The 19,867-nt window shown below is 55.8% G+C and carries 16 protein-coding genes; 10 read left to right on the top strand and 6 right to left on the bottom strand.

Going from position 1 to position 19,867, the window contains the following annotated elements; genetic code table 11:
* Positions 1–333 precede the first annotated feature (333 nt).
* Both AC0TN7_RS11760 and AC0TN7_RS11755 read left to right on the top strand, forming a co-directional pair.
* Positions 334–1,893: a DUF3300 domain-containing protein gene (locus tag AC0TN7_RS11760; RefSeq protein WP_463726578.1), complete on the top strand. Its 1,560-nt coding sequence runs from the start codon at positions 334–336 to the stop codon at positions 1,891–1,893.
* Between the two features lie 10 nt (positions 1,894–1,903).
* Positions 1,904–2,695, top strand: a complete 792-nt coding sequence (locus AC0TN7_RS11755) for a DUF2950 family protein (protein WP_267217227.1) — start codon at positions 1,904–1,906, stop codon at positions 2,693–2,695.
* A gap of 52 nt (positions 2,696–2,747) precedes the next feature.
* Here AC0TN7_RS11755 and lpdA read toward each other — a convergent pair whose 3' ends face one another.
* The 4 genes from lpdA to pdhR all read right to left on the bottom strand — a co-directional run bounded on the left by lpdA (position 2,748) and on the right by pdhR (position 9,809).
* Positions 2,748–4,172, bottom strand: coding sequence for a dihydrolipoyl dehydrogenase (lpdA, locus tag AC0TN7_RS11750; RefSeq protein WP_003856313.1), 1,425 nt, complete (start codon positions 4,170–4,172; stop codon positions 2,748–2,750).
* A 175-nt stretch (positions 4,173–4,347) separates the two neighbouring features.
* A complete protein-coding gene (gene aceF / locus AC0TN7_RS11745) occupies positions 4,348–6,243 on the bottom strand; it encodes a pyruvate dehydrogenase complex dihydrolipoyllysine-residue acetyltransferase (protein ID WP_032649787.1) in 1,896 nt (631 codons plus the stop codon).
* A 14-nt stretch (positions 6,244–6,257) separates the two neighbouring features.
* On the bottom strand, positions 6,258–8,921 hold the full coding sequence (gene aceE, locus AC0TN7_RS11740) for a pyruvate dehydrogenase (acetyl-transferring), homodimeric type (protein ID WP_024907478.1): 2,664 nt from the start codon (positions 8,919–8,921) through the stop codon (positions 6,258–6,260).
* A gap of 123 nt (positions 8,922–9,044) precedes the next feature.
* On the bottom strand, positions 9,045–9,809 hold the full coding sequence (gene pdhR, locus AC0TN7_RS11735; protein WP_014882565.1) for a pyruvate dehydrogenase complex transcriptional repressor PdhR: 765 nt from the start codon (positions 9,807–9,809) through the stop codon (positions 9,045–9,047).
* 263 nt (positions 9,810–10,072) lie between these two features.
* Here pdhR and AC0TN7_RS11730 point away from each other — a divergent pair, with 263 nt between their 5' ends.
* From AC0TN7_RS11730 to AC0TN7_RS11715, 4 genes are all read left to right on the top strand, one after another.
* Positions 10,073–10,300: a hypothetical protein gene (locus AC0TN7_RS11730; protein WP_081112054.1), complete on the top strand. Its 228-nt coding sequence runs from the start codon at positions 10,073–10,075 to the stop codon at positions 10,298–10,300.
* A 46-nt stretch (positions 10,301–10,346) separates the two neighbouring features.
* Positions 10,347–11,717: an aromatic amino acid transporter AroP gene (gene aroP / locus AC0TN7_RS11725; protein WP_473702168.1), complete on the top strand. Its 1,371-nt coding sequence runs from the start codon at positions 10,347–10,349 to the stop codon at positions 11,715–11,717.
* Positions 11,718–11,881: 164 nt separating this feature from the next.
* Complete coding sequence (locus tag AC0TN7_RS11720) at positions 11,882–13,279, top strand: glycoside-pentoside-hexuronide (GPH):cation symporter (protein WP_090419044.1); 1,398 nt, start codon at positions 11,882–11,884, stop codon at positions 13,277–13,279.
* A 10-nt stretch (positions 13,280–13,289) separates the two neighbouring features.
* Positions 13,290–14,240: a glycoside hydrolase family 43 protein gene (locus AC0TN7_RS11715; protein WP_473702167.1), complete on the top strand. Its 951-nt coding sequence runs from the start codon at positions 13,290–13,292 to the stop codon at positions 14,238–14,240.
* 18 nt (positions 14,241–14,258) lie between these two features.
* Here AC0TN7_RS11715 and ampE read toward each other — a convergent pair whose 3' ends face one another.
* Together ampE and ampD are read right to left on the bottom strand one after the other, a co-directional pair.
* Positions 14,259–15,113 carry a beta-lactamase regulator AmpE gene (gene ampE, locus AC0TN7_RS11710; RefSeq protein ID WP_024907474.1) on the bottom strand — a complete coding sequence of 285 codons (855 nt, stop codon included), beginning with the start codon at positions 15,111–15,113 and terminating at the stop codon, positions 14,259–14,261.
* 9 nt (positions 15,114–15,122) lie between these two features.
* Positions 15,123–15,674: a 1,6-anhydro-N-acetylmuramyl-L-alanine amidase AmpD gene (ampD, locus tag AC0TN7_RS11705; RefSeq protein ID WP_024907473.1), complete on the bottom strand. Its 552-nt coding sequence runs from the start codon at positions 15,672–15,674 to the stop codon at positions 15,123–15,125.
* Between the two features lie 87 nt (positions 15,675–15,761).
* Between ampD and nadC the strand changes: the two genes are divergently transcribed.
* The 4 genes from nadC to hofC all read left to right on the top strand — a co-directional run bounded on the left by nadC (position 15,762) and on the right by hofC (position 19,834).
* Entirely contained in the window at positions 15,762–16,655 is an 894-nt protein-coding gene (gene nadC, locus AC0TN7_RS11700; RefSeq protein WP_248166007.1) for a carboxylating nicotinate-nucleotide diphosphorylase, read from the top strand.
* Between the two features lie 174 nt (positions 16,656–16,829).
* Positions 16,830–17,267, top strand: a complete 438-nt coding sequence (gene ppdD / locus AC0TN7_RS11695) for a prepilin peptidase-dependent pilin (protein ID WP_248166005.1) — start codon at positions 16,830–16,832, stop codon at positions 17,265–17,267.
* 10 nt (positions 17,268–17,277) lie between these two features.
* Entirely contained in the window at positions 17,278–18,660 is a 1,383-nt protein-coding gene (gspE, locus tag AC0TN7_RS11690; protein WP_248166003.1) for a type II secretion system protein GspE, read from the top strand.
* Complete coding sequence (gene hofC, locus AC0TN7_RS11685; protein ID WP_248166001.1) at positions 18,650–19,834, top strand: protein transport protein HofC; 1,185 nt, start codon at positions 18,650–18,652, stop codon at positions 19,832–19,834. The genes gspE and hofC overlap by 11 nt, the downstream gene beginning before the upstream one ends.
* Positions 19,835–19,867: the final 33 nt, after the last annotated feature.

The following is a 19,867-nucleotide window of genomic DNA, read 5'->3' as shown; positions in this document are numbered from 1 at the left end:
GAACGCACGCAATGGAGATGCGAATCACTGCGCTGATCGTTGTGACTGGTTTACTGCTAACCGCGCTGCACGGTGGCTGGAACATATCCGACATCACGGTGCTGTTTGTCGTCAACCTCGGCAACTAGCTGCTGGCCGCTCGTAAGAGCGGCCTTCTGAATTCCCTTCGGTTTTTCCCGCATCGCATATAATTGTGTAATAAATACTCACACTCTTTATCCGGACGTACCGGACGCTTCCCAATAAAAGTCAAAACAGTAAAAGACGGGTGAATAATACTCACGCCAACCGTAACGCCTCACGGCACAGCGCTTGTCTCGTTGGAGTCATTTTATGAAGTTGCCCTTTAAGCCACATCTGCTCATCCTTCTGTGCAGTGCCGGGCTGCTTGCCGCCTCAGGCGTCATGTTTGTCAAAAGCCGCGCAACGGAACCCGTTGCGCCCGCCCCCGTCGCTCAACAACCGACGGCCCCCGCTGCACCGGCAGCAGCAACGCCCGCCCCTGTCGCCGCACCAACCTATACTGCCGCGCAAATCGATCAGTGGGTTGCCCCTATCGCGCTCTACCCGGATGCCCTGCTGTCGCAAATCCTGATGGCCTCGACTTACCCGGCCAACGTGATCCAGGCGGCGCAGTGGTCAAAAGACAACCCTAAAATGGAAGGGGACGCCGCCATTCAGGCCGTTGCCAGCCAGCCCTGGGATCCCAGCGTAAAATCGCTGGTCGCGTTTCCTCAGCTCATGTCCCTGATGGGTGAAAACCCGCCGTGGGTACAAAATCTGGGCGATGCGTTTCTCGCGCAGCCGAAGGACGTAATGGATTCCGTTCAACGCCTGCGCGCGCTGGCACAAAAGACCGGCGCGTTACAATCCACGCCTCAGCAGACGGTCACCACCGTGACAAAACCGGCACCAGCGAAAACCAGCACCACCGAGGCAACGACAACAACCACGTCTGCGCCGGCCCCAACGGTAATCAAAATTGAATCTGCCGATCCGCAGGTTGTTTACGTCCCTACCTATAACCCCAATACGGTTTACGGGACCTGGCCAAACACCGCCTATCCACCTACTTATCTCCCGCCTACACCCGGGGAGCAGTTTGGCAACAGCTTCGTCAACGGCTTAGGCTTCAGCCTGGGCGTCGCCACAACCTATGCCATCTTCAGCAACATCGATTGGGATGATGACGATGACTGGGATCATCACCATGACGACTGGGATAATCACGGCGGCTATAACCGCAACGGTGATAACAACATCAATATCAACGTTGAGAACTTCAATAAAATCAGCGGGCAGCGTCTGACGGACGCCAACCGTACCTGGCAGCATAACCCAGCCTATCGTGAAGGCGTGCCTTATCCGACTAACCAGCTCAACAACCGTTTCCACTCCACCAGCACGGCTACCGGACTAAGCTCAACGCAGCAAAAACCGGTTAACCGCGATAGCCAGCGTCAGGCTGCCCTGAGCCAGATGGAGAAGTCCACGGGTAAAACCTTCCCCCAAACGGCGCGTCCCGGCACGAAAGATGTGCAGCGTCAGGCCTCAAGTGAACAGCTGAAGCAGATTTCGCAGCGCAATAACTACCGTGGCTACGACACCAAACCGCAGACGACGAAGCGAACCACCACGCAGCAGCGAGAAAATCGCCAGACCACCGCGCAGAGACAAGAGAAACGGGGTTCGCAGCCGGCGCAGCAACGCGCTCTCCAGCAGCGAAACAGCCAGCCCCGGGCCAATGCGCTGAGCGGCAACGACAGCCGCTCCGCGAACTGGCAGGCGCAGCAGCAGCGCGGTGCGCAAAGCAGACAGCTTGCGGCTCGCCAGCAGCAGCCACGTCAGGCGTCTGGTGGCCGCGCTGAACGCCGTGAAATTCGACATCGCTAAGGGAACCGACATGAAAAGTAAACTACTCAGTGGCATGGTGTTGTTCATGCTTTCGGCTTCGGTGATGGCGCAGCAATCCTTTAGCACCCCCGATCAGGCAACCGATGCGCTGACCAAAGCCATTAGTGAGCATAATGAGAGCGAGATGAGCAATCTGCTTGGAGAGAACTGGCGCGATTTTCTGCCCCCTGAAGGCGTTGACCCGGATGCCGTCGATCGTTTCCTGCGCGACTGGAAAGTCCGTCATAACACGGTTGTCGAAGGGGATACGGCGCATCTGGTTGTCGGTGACAACAGCTGGCAGCTTCCTATCCCGGTGATCAAAACCTCTGCCGGTTGGCAATTCGATATCAAAGAAGGGGCCGAAGAGATCCTGACCCGCGAAATCGGGCGTAACGAACTTGCCGCCATTGAAGCCTTACATGCCTATGTTGATGCGCAGCAAAGCTACTTTGCGATGAACCAGAAATTCGCGCAGAAGATTGTCAGCTCGAAAGGGAAAAAAGACGGTTTGTACTGGCCCGCCTCTCCCGGCGAAGCGCCCAGTCCGCTCGGACCGGCATTTAGCCCAAAAGAGCCGGGTACCGGTTATCACGGCTATCGTTTCCGCATCCTGCCGGATAATAACGGTTTCGCGATGGTGGCCTGGCCAGTCAGCTATGGTCAGACGGGCGTCATGAGCTTTGTGATAAATCAGGATGATAAGGTGTATCAGTCCGATCTCGGCAGCGATTCTGAGCAGAAAGCCCGGGCGTTAACCGCCTATAGTCCTGATAAAACCTGGCAGCCTGTGGCCCCCTGAACGTAGCGCATAAAAAAAGCGGCCTGAGGCCGCTTTTTTCATCTGAAGAAACTTATTTCTTCTTCGCTTTCGCGTTCGGCAGGTCGGTGATGCTGCCTTCAAACACTTCTGCCGCCAGGCCCACGGACTCGTGCAGAGTCGGGTGTGCGTGGATGGTCAGCGCGATGTCTTCAGCGTCACAACCCATTTCGATAGCCAGACCGATTTCACCCAGCAGCTCGCCGCCGTTGGTACCGACAATCGCACCACCGATTACACGGTGAGTCTCTTTGTCGAAGATCAGTTTGGTCATACCGTCTGCGCAGTCGGACGCGATAGCACGGCCAGAAGCAGCCCACGGGAAGGTGGCGGTTTCGTAGCTGATGCCTTTCTCTTTCGCTTCTTTCTCGGTCAGACCTACCCATGCCACTTCTGGCTCGGTGTACGCGATAGATGGGATGACTTTCGGATCGAAGTAGTGCTTCATGCCGGCGATAACTTCAGCGGCAACGTGACCTTCGTGAACACCTTTGTGCGCCAGCATTGGCTGACCGACGATATCGCCGATAGCAAAGATGTGCGGCACGTTGGTGCGCAGCTGTTTGTCAACGCGGATGAAGCCACGGTCGTCCACTTCCACGCCAGCTTTGCCCGCGTCGAGGTTTTTACCGTTCGGCACACGGCCGATAGCCACCAGCACGGCGTCGTAACGCTGTGGTTCGGATGGGGCTTTTTTGCCTTCCATGGAAACGTAAATACCGTCTTCTTTCGCTTCAACGGCAGTCACTTTGGTTTCCAGCATCAGGTTAAATTTCTTGCTGATGCGTTTGGTGAAGACCTTAACGATGTCTTTGTCGGCAGCCGGGATAACCTGGTCGAACATTTCAACCACGTCGATCTCTGAACCCAGCGCATGGTACACGGTACCCATTTCCAGACCGATGATACCGCCGCCCATAACCAGCAGACGCTTAGGAACGGTTTTCAGCTCCAGCGCATCGGTGGAATCCCACACGCGTGGATCTTCATGCGGAATGAATGGCAGTTCGATTGGGCGAGAGCCTGCCGCGATGATCGCGTTGTCGAAGTTGATCACGGTTTTGCCGTTTTCGCCTTCCACTTCCAGGGTGTTCGCACCGGTGAATTTACCCAGACCGTTTACCACTTTCACTTTACGGCCTTTGGCCATACCCGCCAGACCGCCGGTCAGCTGAGTGATAACTTTCTCTTTCCAGGTACGAATTTTGTCGATATCGGTTTTCGGCTCGCCGAAGACGATACCGTGTTCAGCCAGCGCTTTGGCTTCTTCGATAACTTTCGCTACGTGCAGCAGCGCTTTAGAAGGGATACAGCCGACGTTCAGACAAACACCGCCGAGGGTGCTGTAACGCTCTACGATGACGGTTTCCAGACCTAAATCCGCGGCGCGGAATGCTGCGGAGTAACCTGCCGGGCCTGCCCCAAGTACTACGACCTGAGTTTTGATTTCTGTGCTCATCATGACCTCTTAATTTATACCCGTCGTCCACCGGGTCGTTCTATCCGCCCGCAGTTTACAAAATTGTTAACAATTTTGAAACAACAAACGGCTCACGAATTGTCGCTTTCGCCAATAACCTCACAAACCCCATGAGATTATCAGAAAAAAGCCGGCCGACTGGCCGGCTTTTCGATTACATCACCAGGCGGCGAATGTCGCTCAGCATGTTGTTGATGATGGTGATGAAACGCGCACCATCAGCACCGTCGATTACGCGGTGGTCGAAGGACAGAGAGATTGGCATCATCAGACGCGGTACGAACTCTTTGCCATTCCACACCGGCTCCATCGCGGACTTGGACACACCGAGGATAGCCACTTCCGGCGCGTTCACAATCGGCGCGAAGTGGGTAGTACCCAGGCCGCCGATGCTGGAGATAGTGAAGCAGCCGCCCTGCATTTCGCCGGCAGTCAGCTTACCATCACGCGCTTTCTTGGAGATCACGGTCAGTTCACGGGACAGCTCGGTAATGCTCTTCTTGTTCACGTCTTTGAAGACCGGAACAACCAGACCATTTGGCGTATCAACCGCAACACCGATGTTGATGTATTTCTTCAGCGTCAGCTTCTGACCGTCTTCGGACAGGGAGCTGTTGAAGCGTGGCATCTGTTCCAGAGCCGCAGCAACCGCTTTCATGATGAAGACCACTGGGGTGAATTTCACGTCCAGTTTGCGCTTCTCGGCTTCGGCGTTCTGCTGTTTACGGAACGCTTCCAGATCGGTGATATCGGTCTTATCGAAGTGCGTAACGTGCGGGATCATCACCCAGTTACGGCTCAGGTTCGCACCAGAGATTTTCTGGATACGGCCCAGCTCCACTTCTTCGATTTCGCCGAACTTGCTGAAGTCCACTTTCGGCCATGGCAGCATGCCCGGGATACCGCCGCCAGCGGCTGCAGCTGGTGCAGCTTCGGCGCGTTTCACCGCGTCTTTCACATAGGTCTGAACGTCTTCGCGCAGGATACGACCCTTACGGCCGGTCCCTTTCACTTTCGCCAGGTTCACACCGAATTCGCGCGCCAGGCGACGAATCAGCGGGGTAGCGTGGACGTAAGCGTCGTTTTCAGCGAACTCAGATTTTTCTGCTTTAGCAGCAGGGGCAGCGGCTGGTTTAGCAGCCTGAGCCGGCGCAGCAGCAGGTGCTGGAGCAGCCGCGGCAGCCGGAGCTGCGGCAGGCGCAGCGCCTTCCACTTCGAAGACCATGATCAGAGAGCCGGTAGACACTTTGTCGCCGGTGCTGATTTTGATCTCTTTAACCGTACCCGCGAACGGCGCAGGGACTTCCATAGAAGCCTTGTCGCCTTCAACGGTGATCAGTGACTGTTCAGCGGCAACTTTGTCGCCCACTTTCACCATCACTTCGGTGACTTCAACTTCGTCACCGCCGATGTCCGGTACGTTAACGTCTTTCGCGCCGCCAGCAGCGGCTGGTGCTGCGGCTGGAGCCGGAGCAGCGGCCTGTGCAGGCGCGGCAGCGCCTTCTGCACCCGCCACTTCGAAGACCATAATCAGGGAGCCAGTAGACACTTTGTCACCGGTGTTGATCTTGATCTCTTTAACGGTACCGGCGAACGGCGCTGGCACTTCCATAGAGGCTTTGTCGCCTTCTACGGTGATCAGTGACTGCTCGGCCGCAACGGTGTCGCCCACTTTCACCAGGATTTCAGTGACTTCAACTTCGTCACCGCCGATGTCAGGCACGTTCACTTCTTTCGCGCTCGCGGCAGCGGCTGGAGCAGCGGCGGCCGGAGCGGCTTTCTTCTCTTCCTGCGCAGGTGCAGCAGCTGCTGCACCGTCGGCGGAATCGAAAATCATGATCAGTTTGCCAGTCTCGGTTTTATCGCCAACAGAGACTTTGATCTCTTTAACGATGCCAGCCTGAGGAGACGGGACTTCCATAGAGGCTTTGTCGCCTTCTACGGTGATCAGCGACTGTTCAGCTTCAACTTTGTCGCCAACTTTGACCAGGATCTCGGTGATTTCAACTTCATCAGCCCCGATGTCCGGTACATTGATTTCGATAGCCATTATTCTTTTACCTCTTACGCCAGACGCGGGTTAACTTTTTCTGCATCGATGTTGAATTTGGTGATTGCGTCTGCAACCACTTTCTTATCGATTTCGCCACGTTTAGCCAGTTCGCCCAGTGCTGCTACAACCACGTAAGAAGCATCAACTTCGAAGTGGTGACGCAGGTTTTCGCGGCTGTCAGAACGACCGAAGCCGTCAGTACCCAGAACGCGATAATCATCAGCTGGAACGTAAGTACGAACCTGCTCAGCGAACAGTTTCATATAGTCAGTAGACGCCACCGCTGGCGCGTCGTTCATCACCTGAGCGATGTACGGAACGCGTGGGGTTTCCATTGGGTGCAGCATGTTCCAGCGCTCACAATCCTGGCCATCACGCGCCAGCTCAGTGAAGGAGGTAACAGAGTACACATCGGAACCGACACCGTAGTCTTTCGCCAGGATCTGCGCTGCTTCACGTACGTGACGCAGGATAGAACCGGAGCCCAGCAACTGAACTTTACCTTTGCTACCTTCAATGGTTTCGAGTTTGTAGATACCTTTACGGATACCTTCCTCGGCACCTGCTGGCATTGCCGGCATGTGGTAGTTTTCGTTCAGGGTGGTGATGTAGTAGTAAATGTTCTCCTGCGCTTCACCGTACATGCGCTGCAGACCGTCATGCATGATGACTGCCACTTCGTACGCGTAAGACGGGTCGTAAGAGATACAGTTAGGGATAGTCAGAGACTGAATATGGCTGTGGCCATCTTCGTGCTGCAGACCTTCACCGTTCAGGGTCGTACGACCGGAAGTACCGCCTACCAGGAAGCCGCGAGCCTGCTGGTCGCCTGCCTGCCAGCACAGGTCACCGATACGCTGGAACCCGAACATGGAGTAGTAAATGTAGAACGGGATCATCGGCAGGTTGTTGGTGCTGTAAGAAGTCGCAGCAGCCAGCCAGGATGCGCCTGCGCCCAGTTCGTTGATACCTTCCTGCAGGATCTGACCTTTCTCGTCTTCTTTGTAGTAGGCAACCTGCTCACGGTCCTGCGGGGTGTACTGCTGGCCGTTCGGGCTGTAGATACCGATCTGACGGAACAGACCTTCCATACCGAAAGTACGCGCTTCGTCGGCGATGATTGGAACCAGACGATCTTTGATCGACTTGTTCTTCAGCATCACGTTCAGGGCACGAACGAAAGCGATAGTGGTAGAGATCTCTTTGTTCTGCTCTTCCAGCAGCTGAGAGAAGTCTTCCAGCGCTGGCAGTTCCAGCTTCTCGGTGAAGTTTGGCTGACGAGCTGGCAGGTAGCCTTTCAGCGCCTGACGACGTTCGTGCAGGTACTTGTGCTCTTCAGAACCTTCCGGGAAGGTGATGTAAGACAGGTTTTCTACCTGCTCATCGGTCACTGGAACGTTGAAACGGTCGCGGATATAACGCACGCCGTCCATGTTCATTTTCTTAACCTGGTGAGCGATGTTTTTACCTTCTGCGGTATCACCCATGCCGTAACCTTTGATGGTGTGGGCCAGGATTACAGTCGCTTTACCTTTGGTTTCACGCGCTTTTTTCAGTGCAGCGTAGACTTTCTTCGGATCGTGACCACCGCGGTTCAGGGCCCAGATCTGCTCATCAGTCCAGTCTGCAACCAGGGCTGCGGTTTCAGGGTATTTGCCGAAGAAGTGCTCACGAACGTAGGCACCGTCTTTGGATTTGAAGGTCTGGTAGTCACCGTCAACGGTTTCGTTCATCAGCTGGATCAGTTTACCGCTGGTGTCTTTACGCAGCAGCTCATCCCAACGACCGCCCCACATGACTTTGATCACGTTCCAGCCAGCACCTGCGAAGATGCCTTCCAGTTCGTTGATGATCTTGCCGTTGCCGGTTACCGGACCATCCAGACGCTGCAGGTTACAGTTGATGATGAAGCACAGGTTGTCCAGCTTCTCACGGGTTGCGATGGTGATCGCACCTTTAGATTCTGGCTCATCCATTTCGCCGTCGCCCAGGAAGGCGTAAACGGTCTGCTCAGAGGTGTCTTTCAGACCACGGTGTTCCAGATACTTCAGGAATTTAGCCTGGTAGATCGCACCGATTGGGCCCAGACCCATAGATACGGTCGGGAACTGCCAGAATTCAGGCATCAGTTTAGGGTGCGGGTAAGAAGACAGACCTTTACCGTGAACTTCCTGACGGAAGTTGTTCATCTGCTCTTCAGTCAGACGACCTTCCAGGAAGGCACGTGCATAGATGCCCGGAGAGATGTGGCCCTGGAAGTACACCAGGTCGCCGCCGTCTTTCTCGTTCGCTGCACGGAAGAAGTGGTTGAAGCACACTTCGTAAACGGTCGCAGAAGACTGGAAGGACGCCATGTGGCCACCCAGCTCCAGGTCTTTCTTGGAGGCGCGCAGAACGGTCATGATGGCGTTCCAGCGGATTGCAGAACGGATACGACGTTCCAGATCCAGATTGCCCGGGTATTCCGGTTCGTCTTCGACGGCAATCGTGTTTACGTAGTTGCTAGCCCCTGCACCTGAAGCAACCTTCACACCGCCTTTGCGGGCTTCAGAAAGCAGCTGATCAATCAGATACTGAGCGCGCTCAACACCTTCTTCACGGATGACCGATTCGATCGCCTGTAGCCAGTCGCGAGTTTCGATCGGATCCACGTCATTTTGGAGACGTTCTGACATGGGGGTATTCCTTATCTATCTAATACGTTGATTTGTCTGGAACCTGTCCCATTGTGCTCTTGAGCAAGAACACAATAAGACAGGTTCTGCGTTTAGTTGCCGCGCTCTAAAAGTACCTGGCGCTTAATCCTTTCGTTGCTGTATGCGGCGTAATGAACGTTCGCGTCGCGATTGTTCACGGCTGCGGTCCAGCAAGATTTCCTCAATGAAAGCCAGATGGCGGTGCGACGCTTCACGCGCCTGCTCCGGTTCCCCGGCCATTATCGCCTCGAATATTCGGGTGCGATGGTTGCTTACCAGTGGGAGCATCTCCCGACGGGCATACAACAATTCAAAATTCTGACGAACGTTCTGGGCCAGCATCGGCTCCATGCAGCGTAGCAGATGGAGGAGCACCACATTGTGTGCCGCTTCGGTGACGGCGATTTGATACTGGACGACGGCGCTGGACTCGGCGTCTAAATCGCCGGACTGCTGTGCCCGTTCAATGGCCTGATGCAGTTCGCGGATACGCACGCGATCTTCATCAGTGCTGCGAAGGGCGGCGTAATAGGCCGCAATCCCTTCAAGCGCGTGACGGGTCTCAAGCAGGTCAAACTGGGATTCTGGGTGGTCAGAGAGAAGTTCTACCAGCGGATCGCTGAAGCTCTGCCACAGGCTGTTTTGCACAAAGGTTCCGCCGCCCTGGCGACGAAGCAGCAAGCCCTTTGCTTCGAGACGTTGAATCGCCTCACGCAGAGAGGGACGTGAAACGTCGAACTGTTTTGCCAGCTCGCGTTCTGGTGGAAGTTTCTCACCCGGGCGCAGAGTCCCTTCGAGGATTAAAAACTCCAGCTGCTGCTCAATCACATCAGATAGTTTTGGTTGGCGAATTTTGCTGTAGGCCATATTCCCTGTCTTACGCCTTTTTGCCCGGAGTCAATTGGTCTTACCAATTTCTATTTCGTATCGCTAAAGTAACAAAGTATTCACCTTCTGTCCATATTGGTTTTGATTGAAATCAGTAAACCCTGCACATTTTAACAACCTTACAGAAATAACGTTTCAGAAATGTAACTTTGCACAAATGAGTTGATTACCCCTAAAGAGGGAGTTTTAACCATAATGAAACGAGGGTTTTTGCAATCTGAAGCGATTCAACAAGGCAAATAATGAAAATTCGCCCACTTACGGCGCATTTCTATTCTATAGGTTGGGTTAGGAACAACGAGCGGGCCGATTTACAAATGCTTTCTTTTTATTCAAGTCGTCATCACCCCTTCATAAAGCAGGTGCATTCGCAGGCGCTTACCACTATTCTTGCGCTTACGGAAGTCATCTCCGCTTTTTTCGGTCTCGTTAACCGTAAAGAAATAAATACAGAATATGGATTTTCATAATTACACACGCACAGCGTGAACATAACAACCACACACGAGGTTTCAAATGGAAGCTCATCAGCACGGCGATCAGCTAAAGCGCGGGCTTAAAAACCGCCATATTCAGCTCATCGCACTGGGCGGTGCGATAGGTACCGGCCTGTTTCTGGGCAGCGCATCCGTCATCCAGTCTGCCGGTCCGGGTATTATTTTGGGTTACGCGATTGCGGGTTTCATTGCTTTTCTGATCATGCGCCAGCTGGGCGAAATGGTCGTTGAAGAGCCGGTCGCGGGCTCCTTCAGCCACTTTGCCTATAAATACTGGGGCAGCTTTGCCGGTTTCGCCTCGGGCTGGAACTACTGGGTGCTGTACGTTCTGGTTGCCATGGCTGAGCTTACCGCCGTCGGAAAATACATTCAGTTCTGGTATCCCGAAATCCCAACCTGGGCTTCTGCTGCGGCCTTCTTTGTCATTATTAACGCCATTAACCTGACCAACGTAAAAGTGTTCGGTGAGATGGAGTTCTGGTTCGCTATCATCAAAGTCATTGCCGTGGTGGCGATGATTATCTTTGGCGGCTGGCTGCTGTTCAGCGGCAACGGCGGACCGCAGGCAACCGTGCGCAACCTCTGGGAACAGGGTGGCTTCCTGCCTCACGGCATGACCGGTCTGGTGATGATGATGGCCATCATTATGTTCTCCTTCGGTGGTCTGGAGCTGGTAGGGATCACTGCCGCTGAAGCCGACAACCCAGAGCAGAGCATTCCAAAAGCCACTAACCAGGTTATCTACCGTATTCTGATCTTCTATGTGGGCTCGCTGGCCGTGCTGCTCTCCCTGCTGCCGTGGACGCGCGTCACCGCCGACACCAGCCCGTTTGTGCTGATCTTCCACGAGCTGGGCGACACCTTTGTCGCCAACGCCCTGAACATCGTGGTGCTGACCGCAGCGCTCTCCGTATACAACAGCTGCGTATACTGCAACAGCCGTATGCTGTTCGGCCTCGCCCAGCAGGGCAACGCGCCGAAGATGCTGCTTAACGTTGATAAACGCGGCGTACCGGTGAATACCATCATTGTTTCCGCCATCGTGACCGCCCTGTGCGTGCTGATTAACTACATGGCCCCCGAGTCGGCGTTTGGCCTGCTGATGGCGCTGGTGGTCTCTGCCCTGGTCATCAACTGGGCGATGATCAGCCTGGCACACATCAAGTTCCGCCGCGCGAAACAGCAGCAGGGCGTCACCACGCGCTTCCCTGCCCTGCTCTATCCGCTGGGTAACTGGATCTGCCTGCTGTTTATGGCGGCCGTGCTGGTGATCATGCTGATCACGCCGGGTATGGCGATTTCCGTCTACCTGATCCCGGTCTGGATTGCGATCCTGGGCGTGGGCTATCTCTTCAGTCAGAAAAGCCGTAATGCCATGAAGGCACACTAAGCCTCTCTCCGCGGTACCTGCTTTTGCGGGTACCGCGCGTTGTTACCTCCCTCACACTTTCACGCCCACAGCGCATTTATCCATATCACCGCCCTGATACTGCAACGCATATATCCCTTCGCCAGCGAATAATTCTCTCCATACCGTAAACCGGAGAGCTGTCGATGGATAACAACACACTGTCAGTAAAAGAAAAGATCGGCTATGGGATGGGCGACGCCGGATGCAACATTATCTTTGGCGCCATCATGTTGTTTGTTAACTATTTTTATACGGATATTTTTGGCCTCGCGCCTGCGCTGGTCGGCGTGCTGCTGCTGTCCGTCCGCGTAATTGACGCCGTAACGGACCCGATCATGGGCGCGATTGCCGACCGTACCCGCAGTAAATATGGCCGGTTTCGTCCATGGCTGCTGTGGATCGCCTTCCCCTACGCGCTGTTCAGCATCCTGATGTTCACCACGCCGGAGTGGAGCTATAACAGCAAAGTTATCTATGCGTTTGTCACCTACTTCCTGCTCTCTTTGACCTATACGGCAATCAACATCCCTTACTGCTCGTTAGGAGGGGTGATCACCAACGATCCAAAAGAACGCGTGGCCTGCCAGTCGTATCGCTTCGTGCTGGTCGGCATCGCCACGCTGCTGCTCTCATTAACGCTGCTGCCGATGGCCGACTGGTTTGGCGGGGATAACAAAGCCAAAGGCTACCAGATGGCGATGACCGTGCTGGCGCTGATTGGCACCTGCATGTTCCTGTTCTGCTTCGCCACCGTGCGCGAGCGCGTGCGCCCGGCGGTACAGACCAACGACGAGTTGAAAAACGATTTGAAAGACGTGTGGAAGAACGACCAGTGGGTACGCATTCTGCTGCTGACGCTCTGCAACGTCTGCCCGGGCTTTATCCGTATGGCGGCCACCATGTATTACGTCACCTGGGTGATGGGCCAGAGCACCCACTTCGCTACGCTGTTTATCAGCCTGGGCGTGGTCGGCATGATGCTCGGCAGCGTGCTGGCAAAAGTGCTGACCGACCGCTGGTGTAAGCTGAAGGTCTTCTTCTGGACCAACATCGTGCTGGCGATTTTCTCCTGCGCCTTCTACTTCTTCGACCCGAAAGCCACCGTCACCATTGTGGTGCTCTACGTCCTGCTGAACATCCTGCACCAGATCCCGTCTCCGCTGCACTGGTCGCTGATGGCCGACGTGGACGACTACGGCGAGTGGAAAACCGGGAAGCGCATCACGGGCATCAGCTTCTCCGGCAACATCTTCTTCCTGAAATTAGGGCTGGCGATTGCCGGTGCGATGGTCGGCTTCCTGCTCTCCTGGTACGGCTATGACGCGGGCGCAAAAGCGCAGAGCGCGGACGCCATCAACGGGATCGTCCTGCTGTTTACCGTCATTCCAGGCATTGGATACTTAATCACCGCGGGCGTAGTACGGCTGCTGAAGGTTGACCGTGAAACGATGAAACGCATTCAGGAAGACCTGGAAAAACGTCGCACCAATTACCGTGAACTGAGCGACTATCAGGAACTGAAAGCCGCAGAGACAAAATAAGGAGAGCCAAATGCATCAGTGGCCAAACCCGTTTATCGAACAACGTGCCGACCCGTACATTTTACGCCATGAGGGGCAGTACTATTTTATCGCCTCCGTGCCGCAGTACGACAGGCTGGCGATCCGCCGCGCAGCGTCGCTGGAAGGCTTACGTCATACTGAAGAAGTGGTGGTCTGGCGCAAACCCGAGACCGGCCCGATGAGCCAGCTCATTTGGGCACCTGAACTGCACCACATTGACGGGAAGTGGTACATCTACTTTGCCGCGACGCACACCCAGGCGCTCGACGCGCTCGGGATGTTCCAGCACCGAATGTTCGCCATTGAATGTGCTGACGACGATCCGCTTACCGGCGCGTGGGTGGAAAAAGGGCAAATCAAAACCCCGTTCGATACCTTTGCTCTGGACGCCACCACCTTTGTACATCAGGGGAAACGCTGGTATCTATGGGCGCAAAAGGCACCGGATATCACCGGGAACTCCAACCTTTACCTGTGCGAAATGGCGAACCCGTGGACGCTAAAAGGCGAGCCGTTGATGCTCAGCAAACCGGAGTATGACTGGGAGTGTCGCGGGTTCTGGGTTAACGAAGGCCCGGCGGTACTGATTCACGGCGATAAGCTGTTTATCAGCTATTCCGCCAGCGCCACCGACGAGAACTACTGTATGGGGCTACTGTGGATAGATCTGAATGCCGATCCGCTAAACCCGGCAAACTGGCACAAATCCCCGCGTCCAGTGTTCGTTACCAGCTATGAAAACCGCCAGTTCGGCCCGGGACACAACAGCTTTACGCAAACGCCGGAAGGGGAAGACGTGCTGGTGTATCACGCGCGTAACTACACCGAAATTGAGGGCGACCCGCTGTACGATCCGAACCGGCATACTCGCCTGAAGCTCGTCCGCTGGAATGAAAACGGGATGCCTGATTTCGGCATCCCGCCCGCGGATACGCTGTAGTCTTTGCGGCGCGCTGGCTTACACTAGCGTGCCGTAAATCGTCAGCAGTGCCACGATCACCACCACCACAAACGACGTTTTCTTCGCCATGGAGACAGCGGCTTTTGGTGTTTCAATCTTGTCGGTATGCGGCTCACGCGCCAGCGAGAACTGCGCCAGACGCGTTAGCACCTGGTACTGCGACGTATGGCGGTCAGCCAGCGAAGCAAACCACGCGGGCAGCGCTTTCTCACCATGACCAATTAACGCGTACACCACGCCCACCAGACGCACCGGGAGCCAGTCGAGCACGTGCAGGATGGCATCGATGCCGGACAGCAAACGTTCATGCGGCGTCAGATAACGAGCAAGCCAGGTCTGCCAGGCGCGCAGGAACGCATACCCCATCAGCAGTACCGGTCCCCACGGGCCGCCCACCACAAACCAGAACAGCGGCGCCAGGTAGTAGCGGAAGTTAATCCACAGCAGCGCGTTCTGCAGCTCGCGCAGAAATTCGCGCTCGTCGCAGTCCGGCGGCACGCCGTGGATCATCGTCAGCTCGCTCGCCATGGCATTGCGCGCATGGGCATCGTCACGGGAGGCGGCTTTCAGGTAGGCGTGATAGTGCAAACGCACCTTGCCCGCACCAATGCACAGCACCCCAAGCAGGATCCACACCATCAGCAGCGGCACGTTGAAAAAGAGTCCGTGCAGCGAGCGCAGGAGCAGGAACGTAATGACCATCACGCCCGCCATCATCAGCAGCGTGCGCAGCATGGAAAAGTGCTTAATCCGGCGGAAAAACACCTCCAGCCGGTGATCCAGATGCCAGTGCTCGCCGAGCTTGAACAGGCGTTCAGCGATGATAACCAGCAGCATGGTAAACAACGTCATGGTATCTCCTTATTCTGACGACGCGGTGAGCATGGCGCGAAACCGGGGCCAGTCAAAGGCCGGGCCGGGATCGGTTTTTCTCTCCGGGGCAATATCACTGTGCCCCGTGATATTGTCGGCGATAGCCGGGTAGAGTCCGATAAGCGTGCGGGTCACGGCCGCTAGCTGTTGATACTGTGAATCGGTATAAGGCGTCGTATCCGTGCCTTCCAGTTCGATCCCGATAGAAAAATCGTTGCACCGTTCGCGCCCGTGATACATCGACACCCCGGCATGCCAGGCGCGCTTATCAAAGGGAACATACTGAACCACTTCACCATCGCGACGAATCAGGCAGTGAGCCGATACGCGCAGATGCGCAATTTCAGCAAAAAAGGGATGAGCATCGGGATCAATCGTTCCCGTGAATAACGCATCGATCCACGGGCCGCCAAATTCACCCGGCGGGAGACTAATATTATGAACCACCAGCAGTGTGGGCTTTTCATCCTCCGGGCGGCAATCGTGGTGCGGCGAGGGCACATGCCGCGCATCCACCAGCCATCCGTTTTCTAACAACATGCTGGAACTCCTTCTGTATGGTGCAAAGACTCGGTTCAGAGTAGCATGTTTCAATATTATGATTCGTTACCAATTTGGAGTTTTATCATGCCGCCTCGCCGCTATAACCCCGACCACCGACGTGAAGCGCTTCTGGAACGTATTAATATGGATATTCCGGCAAGCGTCTCCCATGCTTTGAAAGAAGATCTGGGCGGTGACGTTAATGCTGATAAGGATATTACCGCACAATTGTTGCCAAAAGAGACACGCTCCCACGCGGTCATTATCACCCGTGAAGACGGTGTTTTTTGCGGCAAGCGTTGGGTTGAAGAGGTCTTTACACAACTGGCAGGCGACGATGTGCAGGTGACCTGGCACGTGGAAGACGGCGATGCAGTCAAGGCCAACCAGCCGCTGTTCGAACTGGACGGACCTTCCCGCGTCTTGCTGACCGGCGAACGTACCGCGCTCAATTTTGTACAAACGCTCTCAGGCGTGGCCAGCGAAGTGCGTCGCTACGTTGACCTGCTGGCCGGTACCCGCACTCAGCTGCTGGATACCCGCAAAACGCTGCCGGGCCTGCGCACCGCGCTGAAATATGCGGTGCTCTGCGGCGGGGGCGCAAACCATCGTCTGGGCCTGTCCGACGCCTTCCTGATTAAAGAGAACCACATTATTGCCTCTGGCTCCGTGCGTCAGGCGGTGGAGAAAGCCTTCTGGCTGCACCCGGATGTGCCGGTTGAAGTGGAAGTGGAAAACCTGGACGAGCTGGAGCAGGCGATTAAGGCCGGGGCCGATATCATCATGCTCGATAACTTCGAAACAGAGCAGATGCGCGAGGCGGTCAAACTGACAAACGGCCGGGCTCAGCTTGAAGTGTCCGGGAACGTCACTTTCGAAACAATCCGTGAATTCGCCGAAACCGGCGTGGATTACATCTCCGTCGGTGCGCTAACCAAACACGTTCGCGCTCTCGACCTCTCAATGCGCTTTAAATAACGCATTCTCCCCTCTCCGGGTGGAGAGGGGAATTTCTGCCCCGCTCGCAGATCCGCAGCTTTTCCCTGCAACACTGAATAAATTCTCTGAAGCCCCCTTCCCGTTCCCTTTTTTACCCCTCGTTTCTGCTCTTTCCCGCTGACAAAGTAGCGCCACTTTGCATAAGGAGCAGATATGGACAGACAACAAGGCTTCACACTCATTGAGCTGATGGTGGTCATTGGCATTATTGCGATTCTGAGCGCCATCGGTGTGCCCGCCTATCAGAATTACCTGCGCAAGGCGGCGCTGACCGATATGCTGCAAACCTTCGTTCCCTACCGCACCGCCATCGAGCTTTGCGCGCTGGATCACGGTGGTGTGGAAAGCTGCGATGCCGGCAGCAACGGCATCCCTTCCCCCGCCACGACACGATACGTTTCGGGAATGAGCGTAGCGAAAGGGGTCGTGACCTTAACAGGACAGGAAAGTCTTAACGGGCTGACGGTAACCATGACGCCACGGTGGAGCGACGGCAACGGTATGACGGGCTGGACGCGTGACTGCAGCATCAGTGCTGACAGCGCCCTGAAGCAGGCCTGCGAAGACGTTTTCCGCTTCGACAATAACTGAGGAGCGGAAAATGAATACCGATCAACTCGTGGCGCTTTGCCTGCGCCATCACGCTCTGCTGCTCAACAGCGACAGTGACATGGTCAGCATCGCCGTTGTAGGCAACCCCGCGGCTGAACTGATGGAGGCGCTGCGTTTCGCCACCCAGAAACGAATTGATATTGAGTGCTGGAGCGCTGAGCGCATGGAAAAACAGCGACAGCTAACGTCACAATCCCATCTGCCCGTTGTTTCGCAAACGCACTCAACGGTAGATATCCTCAACCACACGCTGCAGCAGGCAATCAACCAGCGCGCCTCCGACATTCATATCGAACCGACGGAGCACGCGTGCCAGATCCGTTTACGCATCGACGGGGTTCTTTGCCCCCAGCCTCCGCTTTCCGCCTCGCTGGCAAGCCAGTTCAGCGCACGTTTAAAAGTGCTGGGTAACCTGGATATTGCAGAGCGTCGTTTGCCACAGGACGGTCAGTTTACGATTGAGCTGGCGAACGCGCCGGTCTCGTTTCGGATCGCGACGCTTCCCTGCAGCGGCGGCGAGAAAATTGTGCTGCGTCTCCTGCATCAGGTTCAGCAGGCCCTTGAGCCAAAAGCGCTTGGCATGAATGCTGAACAACTGGCCTGTTTTAATGAGGCCCTCCACCAGCCGCAGGGGCTAATTCTGGTTACCGGACCTACCGGCAGCGGCAAAACCGTGACGCTGTATAGCGCGCTGCAGGCGCGTAACACCCCTGACGTCAACATCTGTAGCGTGGAGGATCCCATTGAGATCCCCCTTGCGGGATTAAACCAGACGCAGATTAATCCCCGGGCGGGTTTAACATTCCAGAGCGTGCTGCGGGCGCTGCTACGCCAGGATCCAGACATCATTATGGTCGGCGAAATTCGTGACGGTGAAACGGCCGGGATTGCCATTAATGCCGCGCAGACCGGGCACCTGGTGCTATCAACGCTGCACACCAACTCGACGACGGAAGCCCTGACTCGCCTGGAGCAGATGGGCGTGGCGCGCTGGATGATATCTTCCGCGCTGTCGATGGTGATTGCCCAGCGGCTGGTCCGGCGTCTGTGCCCGCACTGTCGCCGGGAAGCCAGCGAGCATGCTGAATTACCGCACGCCGTATGGTCCAGACCGCTTCCACGCTGGCAGCCCATCGGCTGTGAGCGTTGTTATCACGGTTTTTATGGCCGCGTGGCCATTTTTGAGGTACTCGCGATCGACAATGCCCTGCGGAAGGCCATTACCAGCGGGGCGGGAACAGAAGTGATAGAGGCGAGCGCCCGGCAGGCGGGAATGATTTCTCTTTTTGAGCACGGCTGCATGGCCGTCGAACAGGGGATGACCACGATCGAAGAGCTGGTGCGCGTCCTGGGCATGCCGGATGGCTGCTAATCAGCTCTGGCGCTGGCGAGCGCTCACCCAGGAAGGAGAACCCCGAAGCGGGACTCTCTGGGCCACAGACCGCAATGCCGCCTTCACCAGGCTGATGCACAGCGGCCTCCATCCTCTGACGCTGACCCGATGCGCTCAGAGACACCGCTGGCGGCCACACCACTGCTACGAGATGTTTCGCCAGCTCGCAACGCTTCTGCAGGCCGGGCTGACATTGTCCCACAGCCTGCAGATGCTGGCAGAACAACATCCGTTAAAACCGTGGCAGGCGCTGCTGCAAAGCATTGCCGATGAGCTTAGTGAGGGAGCTCCCTTTTCTGAGTCGCTAAAAAAGTGGCCAGCCGTTTTTAGCCCACTGCATGTCTCGATGGTGAAAACCGGTGAGCTCACAGGGAAGCTGGAGGAGTGCTGTCGCCAGCTCGCGCAGCAGCAAAAAGCGCAGCAGCAGCTCAGTGCGAAAGTGAAAAAGGCGCTGCGCTACCCGGCGATCGTCCTGACCCTGGCCGTACTCGTGGTGCTGGCGATGGTCATCCTGGTCTTGCCCGAGTTTGCCGCGATCTACAAAACGTTTAACACTCCGCTTCCGCTGCTGACGCAAATGGTCATGGGGATGGCCGCATTTATGCGGTCATATGCCCTTGCGCTGTTCGCCGCGTTACTCGCGCCCTTAGCCACCGCCTGGATTCTGCGGCAGAACCCTCGCTGGCAGCGCATCCTGATGCTCACTCCCGTGTTCGGCGCACTGGCAAAAGGTCAAAAACTGGGACATATCTTTACCGTGCTGTCACTCACGCAACAGGCGGGCATCCCCTTTTTACAGGGCCTGGAGAGTGCAGAAGAAACTGTTGAGAACCGGTACTGGCAAGGGATACTTCGCAGCGTGCGGGAGGACATTGAAAAAGGTCTGCCCGTCTGGTCATCCTTTCAGAAGGCGGCATTGTTTACCCCGCTGTGTATTCAGCTTTTACGAACCGGCGAAATGTCAGGTGCGCTGGACATCATGCTGGCAAACCTCGCCCGACACCACACGGAACAGACCTTTCAACGAGCAGATAACCTGGCGGCGCTTCTCGAGCCGGTGCTTCTGATTGTGACTGGGGTCATCATCGGCACGCTGGTGGTGGCAATGTACCTGCCGATTTTCCATCTGGGAGATGCGATGAGTGCGGGCTAGTGCAGAACAGTGCTGGCGCATGGGCATGCGCCA

The organism is Enterobacter sp. PL_is511 (assembly GCF_055816065.1).
The sequence above is the reverse complement of the archived record's forward strand: the minus strand, read 5'-3'. Positions and strand labels throughout refer to the sequence as shown.